Source organism: Campylobacter majalis, from assembly GCF_905120465.1.
GTDB classification, from domain to species: Bacteria; Campylobacterota; Campylobacteria; order Campylobacterales; family Campylobacteraceae; genus Campylobacter_A; species Campylobacter_A majalis.
This window is the reverse complement of the sequence record NZ_CAJHOF010000033.1, coordinates 1-4,819: the sequence shown is the minus strand read 5'-3', so window position 1 is coordinate 4,819 and position 4,819 is coordinate 1. Positions and strand designations below refer to the sequence as shown.

The window sequence follows — 4,819 nt, the reverse complement described above, 5'->3', positions numbered from 1 at the left end:
TATCTGACTTATCAGCTGATTTTAGCGTTGAAATAATGCTTGGTGGAGCTTATGGTATTATAAAGAGTGCCAAAAAGTTAGATAAGGTGGATGGGGAATTTGTAAAGAGTGGGAATAATACAGAGGTTGAAATCAGATTTGGAAACAATAAAAATCAAACACATCACGTCGAGAGACATGTAATAGAAAAAACAAATTTAAATGTTGAGGCTGTCAAACAAGAAATTATGAGAAACTTTCAAAAACAAAATGATAAGTCTAAATTAAAATATAATATAAAAATAAACAACTACAGTCTTGAATATAGAGTGCATAAATTACCTGATGGCACATATAATATAGGAACCATTATAGTTAAGTAAAGGAAAATATTGAAAGAAATTTTTGTTTATAGAGAACTGTTGACTGTTAAAAACATTTCAACACCAGAATTGAAGTTGGTTAAAATATTAGTTAAAAAGTTGCATAACAAGGAAATATATAAGTTTTCAAAAAAAATATTTCACTTTAATGATGAAAACATGGGGAGTTTCGGTTTCGTATATAACGATTATGAATATTGTGGTGGAGGTAGTCATGTATCCGATATTTGTTTTTATGATGCTGACGGTATACTCTGTATTGCCACAATGTATATTTATGATAATAATTTAATTGATAGTATTGATATATGGAAGGTTGATTTTTCGAAACTTATTCAAATTCCAACTAAAGATGAGTGTTTTTTTGAATTACCAAAACAATAAATATTGCTTATAATAAACAAGCTAAAAAAATATTAAAGTATTTAAAAAAAATAAAAATAGCGTAAAAATTATAAATCAAGAATTAAATGAAATATTAAAATATGATTTTTATATAGACAAACACGGCGTTTTTTTGAAATATCTTATTGAGAAAAATAAGAATTATAACAGAATGTTTTTTAGTACAAATATTGAAAATGAATTGCTTATAAATAGTATAACAATTTTTGAAAGTAGCTATCATAATAAACAAGAGTATTATACGGATATTATGAAATTTATGATTTTACTTATAGAAAAATTTAAAAATGTTTCAGTAGAACAGGCGATGATTTTTTCGGTTTCATTTCAGGCACTTGAGTTTATTGTTTTAGATAATGCCAAATTTGGCTTTATGTATGATGATTATGATGAAAATACAAATTGTGCTCATATAAAAGTCTATTCTAAAGGCAATAATGAAAATGCAGGTTTTAGTGACAGGGTAAATATTTTAAATGCCGGCAGATTATTCACGAATGATTCACCACATAGCGAGTATATTTGTGAAATTTTTTTAAATTCAAATAATAAGGATACACTAAAATGTGGCTACGTAAAATAGTTTTATTTACAAGTTTTATTTTATTTGGTGGGTGTGCCATAAAAGATAATAAAACAGATGAGCAGACTCTTGGTATGACACAAAGAATATCTACAAACAATGGACTGATTTCTATAATGGCACCGCTTCATAAAAACATAGGTCCATTTTATACGGTGTATAGAAATTCGGAAGGAATGGGAATTTTTTGGGGCATACAAAATATGATGGTTTGTAAGCTTTTAATTTCAACAGAAGCTGTTGCTATACATACATTTGATTCTGCAAAATATCTTAATGCAAAAAATCTTAAATTTTTTGAAGAAGAGATAAAAACAAAGGAAAGTTTTTACAATGAAAGCTTTGGCTTGACCTATAAAAAAGGGTTCTTAGACTACATAGATGGTGTTAAATGTAGAACATTTATAGAAAAAACTTTATCTCAAGTATATCCACACACTATAAATGGAGAAAAAACATATACGCAATATTACGAAACCTATTGCAGTTTTCATGAAGCTACCAACAGAGAAAAACCAACAAATATGATAAGAATGCGATATGAATATAGTTTTAATAAAAATTCAAAAGCTTTTACAGATACCAATAAAACCAAGCAAGAGGTTTTAAATGATATAGAAAATACTTTTAGACAAGATATGCAGGCTATATTTTCTACTATAAAGCTTGGTATGGACCGTGAAAAAATGAAAAAAGAGGGACTTTTGTTTGATAAGCCATATAAGGTTCAGTTTTAAAATAAATTCAAAGGAGATAAAATGAAAATAGAAAAACTAATCATACTCGCTTTTGCGGTATTTATCCTTGCTTAGCAAACAACTTTTCGGTTCTTAATGCAATTTATGAGAAATATCACAAATAAAGCAATATTGATATGTTTGATTATTGTAAATGTATCATTTGCAAATCTTACTAACTTTACAAAAGATTTAGCAAATTCAAACGGCTATGATTTAGGCGATTTAAAGATTAAATTTATAGATGATGCTAATGCAATTGGTGCAAATAGTGAAAACTTCAAAGGAAATTTCAATAATGGAGTAATAACCTTAAACCTTGCAAATATAAACAACATTGACGACTTTACAAAAACCTTAGGTCATGAGCTAAAACATGCAGTTGATTATTCAAAAAACAATTTTAAACCACAAGATAAAGACCAAAACAAATATGCAGACACAAAAGGTGAGAATTTCTTAGACTATCTAAATAAAGCTCTATCATACAACAATATAGACATAGACACCAAAAATACAACCATAAACTACAATAAAACAAATCCATCAAACATCAACTTACTAAACTCAAACTCTATAATGTTTGAGAGTTTGGATAAGAGTAAGGGGGATAATAGTCCAGCGTTAGCTATACCGTATGTATATGAAGCTAGTGTGGCATTAGTAGCAGGAGCTAGTGCTATTTATACTAAATATGTTATAGATAGAAATTTAAAAGATAAAGAAAATAACACATTAGAATTTCCTATAAATAGCAATAATATAAATAACCAACTTCCACCGATTAACAAACAAGAAAACAATGCAAAAGATAATGTCGGTATAATTCCAAAAATACAAAACCAGTCCATAAATAATGGTGGAGTAAATGCCGATAATAGTTTTAATAAAAAATCATATATAGGTGGGGTGCAAGATAGTGAGCAGGAATTAGGAAATAATATTATTTATAGCCATAAAGTTCCACCAAAAAGTATACAAAATATATTTCCAAACGCCCAAAGTGTTACTAGCAAAAATCAAAGAAAAAGGTGGATTGATAGCAAAAATGGAAATATTTATGAATGGGATTACCAACACGGTGATATAGAAATCTATAATAAAAGAGGTATTCATAAGGGCTCAATTAATCCCGAAACAAAAAAAGAAAAACCAGCTGTGAAAGGAAGAAAAACTAATGATTAAAATAAAGCACTGTTGCTCAAAAATGAGAAAAGCATTAAGGTTTAATTGTAATATTCATAAAAACAAATATCAATGCCCAGATGTGCTTATCTCATATTCCCCTAAATTTGATGAATATGGAATAATCATTCACGATGGTGGAGAAAGCCAAGTTATGATAAAATTTTGCCCATTTTGTGGTAAAAAATTACCATTGTCTAGGCGAAATCAATGGTTTAATCTAATGGAAAGATTGGGAATAAATATACATAATGATAAAATTCCTAAGATTTATCTTAACTATGGATGGTGGTTAAAACCAACAAAAAGTTTAGCAAAAGATAATATAATAAAGTGATTATTTCAAAAGAACATTTTTTAAATAATATTTGGATAGAAATACAAGAAAATTATAATCAAGATAATAAACTCGCTGCATCTAGCTATACCACATTTGGCTTTAGCATAGGCATAGCTGGTGATATAAAAGGTAGCAACACTTGATAAAGATGGAAATAGATTAAGGGATTAAATATGCAAAATATACAATTATTAAAAGCCATAAGCAAAACAAAATTGATTAAAAGTGGCTATTCTTGGCTATTGGGTGATATGGATTTTTGCATGAATATACTAGAAAAAAAATACGACAAACACTTGCTAAGTAATTTTGATGCAGTGCTAAGTGAAAAAGATGAAAGAGTCGCACTTTTATCAGATAGATATTTTATGTATAATCAGGAAAAAAAGTATATTGATTTTATATTAAAAATTTTTGAAAAAAATGACAATTGTTGTATTATAGATACTCATTTTACAAGTATAAACTATGAATATTTTTTAAGCTATCTAAATAGCGGGATTGACATTAAATTTCAATATTTGCTACTTCATCAATATATTCATTTTATTGGCAAAAAAAATAGATTTTTTAAAATAGACGATAAAGATTTACTTGTATTGTTTTTTCTGTTTAGTCTGAGAGAGCAGCCGCTTAGCCAATTTTTTTTATTTCCAAAAGATGAAATTTGCTTAGTTAGTAATTACGATTGTTTGTTTCCAATGTTTTTTAAACAAAAGTCACTTGTTGCAAACTATTCTTTGATGGCAAAAGAAGCTGGACTCTATATAATTAAATAATAGTGTAAATATAAATCTACACATAAGAGATTTTATGAAAAACATTTTGCTTTAAAAAGAGATATAATGTGCATAAAACTAATACAGATATTAGTAGTTTTAATCTACGGCTTTAGCATAGGCATAGCTGGTGATATAAAAGGTAGCAACACTAAATCTAATACCACACAAACTACATCTATATCTTCAAACCTAAATGCAAACAATATTAAAATTTCAACCAACAAAGACAAAGATACAAGCACAAATATAACTGGCTCAAATTTAATAGCAAACAACAACATAAACATAGATACTAAAGATCTAAATTTAACACCAAATCCTCCACCCTACCATCCAACCCCAACCCTAAAACTTAGATTGAGCTTATCTGTTTTAAAATGCTCTGGTTTGTATATTGGAGCTTGAGCTAATAGATCATAGCTAAT

The 4,819-nt window shown here is 27.7% G+C and carries 9 protein-coding genes; all 9 read left to right on the top strand.

Translation table 11 applies throughout. From position 1 onward, the window contains the following. Positions 1 to 362 (top strand): hypothetical protein (locus tag LQU93_RS09650; RefSeq protein ID WP_229933678.1); only part of this gene is annotated, 362 nt, incomplete at its 5' end. A 9-nt stretch (positions 363 to 371) separates the two neighbouring features. After that, positions 372 to 746 (top strand): DUF6984 family protein, encoded by a 375-nt coding sequence (locus LQU93_RS09645; protein WP_229933677.1) that lies wholly within the window; start codon positions 372 to 374, stop codon positions 744 to 746. A gap of 133 nt (positions 747 to 879) precedes the next feature. Next, a complete protein-coding gene (locus LQU93_RS09640; RefSeq protein ID WP_229933676.1) occupies positions 880 to 1,350 on the top strand; it encodes a hypothetical protein in 471 nt (156 codons plus the stop codon). Beyond that, positions 1,332 to 2,087, top strand: a complete 756-nt coding sequence (locus LQU93_RS09635) for a hypothetical protein (protein WP_229933675.1) — start codon at positions 1,332 to 1,334, stop codon at positions 2,085 to 2,087. The genes LQU93_RS09640 and LQU93_RS09635 overlap by 19 nt, the downstream gene beginning before the upstream one ends. A 105-nt stretch (positions 2,088 to 2,192) precedes the next feature. Then, on the top strand, positions 2,193 to 3,272 hold the full coding sequence (locus tag LQU93_RS09630) for a colicin E3/pyocin S6 family cytotoxin (protein WP_229933674.1): 1,080 nt from the start codon (positions 2,193 to 2,195) through the stop codon (positions 3,270 to 3,272). Then, positions 3,265 to 3,609, top strand: coding sequence for a DUF6980 family protein (locus LQU93_RS09625; protein ID WP_229933673.1), 345 nt, complete (start codon positions 3,265 to 3,267; stop codon positions 3,607 to 3,609). Before LQU93_RS09630 ends, LQU93_RS09625 begins: the two co-directional genes overlap by 8 nt. Then, the gene (locus LQU93_RS09620; RefSeq protein WP_229933672.1) at positions 3,606 to 3,755 is read left to right on the top strand and encodes a hypothetical protein; all 150 of its coding nucleotides are present in this window, start codon (positions 3,606 to 3,608) and stop codon (positions 3,753 to 3,755) included. The genes LQU93_RS09625 and LQU93_RS09620 overlap by 4 nt, the downstream gene beginning before the upstream one ends. 30 nt (positions 3,756 to 3,785) lie before the next feature. After that, entirely contained in the window at positions 3,786 to 4,391 is a 606-nt protein-coding gene (locus tag LQU93_RS09615; RefSeq protein WP_229933671.1) for a hypothetical protein, read from the top strand. A 66-nt stretch (positions 4,392 to 4,457) separates the two neighbouring features. After that, entirely contained in the window at positions 4,458 to 4,799 is a 342-nt protein-coding gene (locus tag LQU93_RS09610) for a hypothetical protein (protein ID WP_229933670.1), read from the top strand. The last annotated feature ends 20 nt before the right edge of the window (positions 4,800 to 4,819 follow it).

Excerpts from the sequence above, each read along its gene's own strand:
- LQU93_RS09615 (WP_229933671.1), top strand. The coding sequence starts at position 3,786 with ATGCAAAATATACAATTATTAAAAGCCATAAGCAAAACAAAATTGATT.
- LQU93_RS09635 (WP_229933675.1), top strand. The coding sequence starts at position 1,332 with ATGTGGCTACGTAAAATAGTTTTATTTACAAGTTTTATTTTATTTGGT.
- LQU93_RS09610 (WP_229933670.1), top strand. The coding sequence starts at position 4,458 with ATGTGCATAAAACTAATACAGATATTAGTAGTTTTAATCTACGGCTTT.
- LQU93_RS09625 (WP_229933673.1), top strand. The coding sequence starts at position 3,265 with ATGATTAAAATAAAGCACTGTTGCTCAAAAATGAGAAAAGCATTAAGG.
- LQU93_RS09630 (WP_229933674.1), top strand. The coding sequence starts at position 2,193 with ATGAGAAATATCACAAATAAAGCAATATTGATATGTTTGATTATTGTA.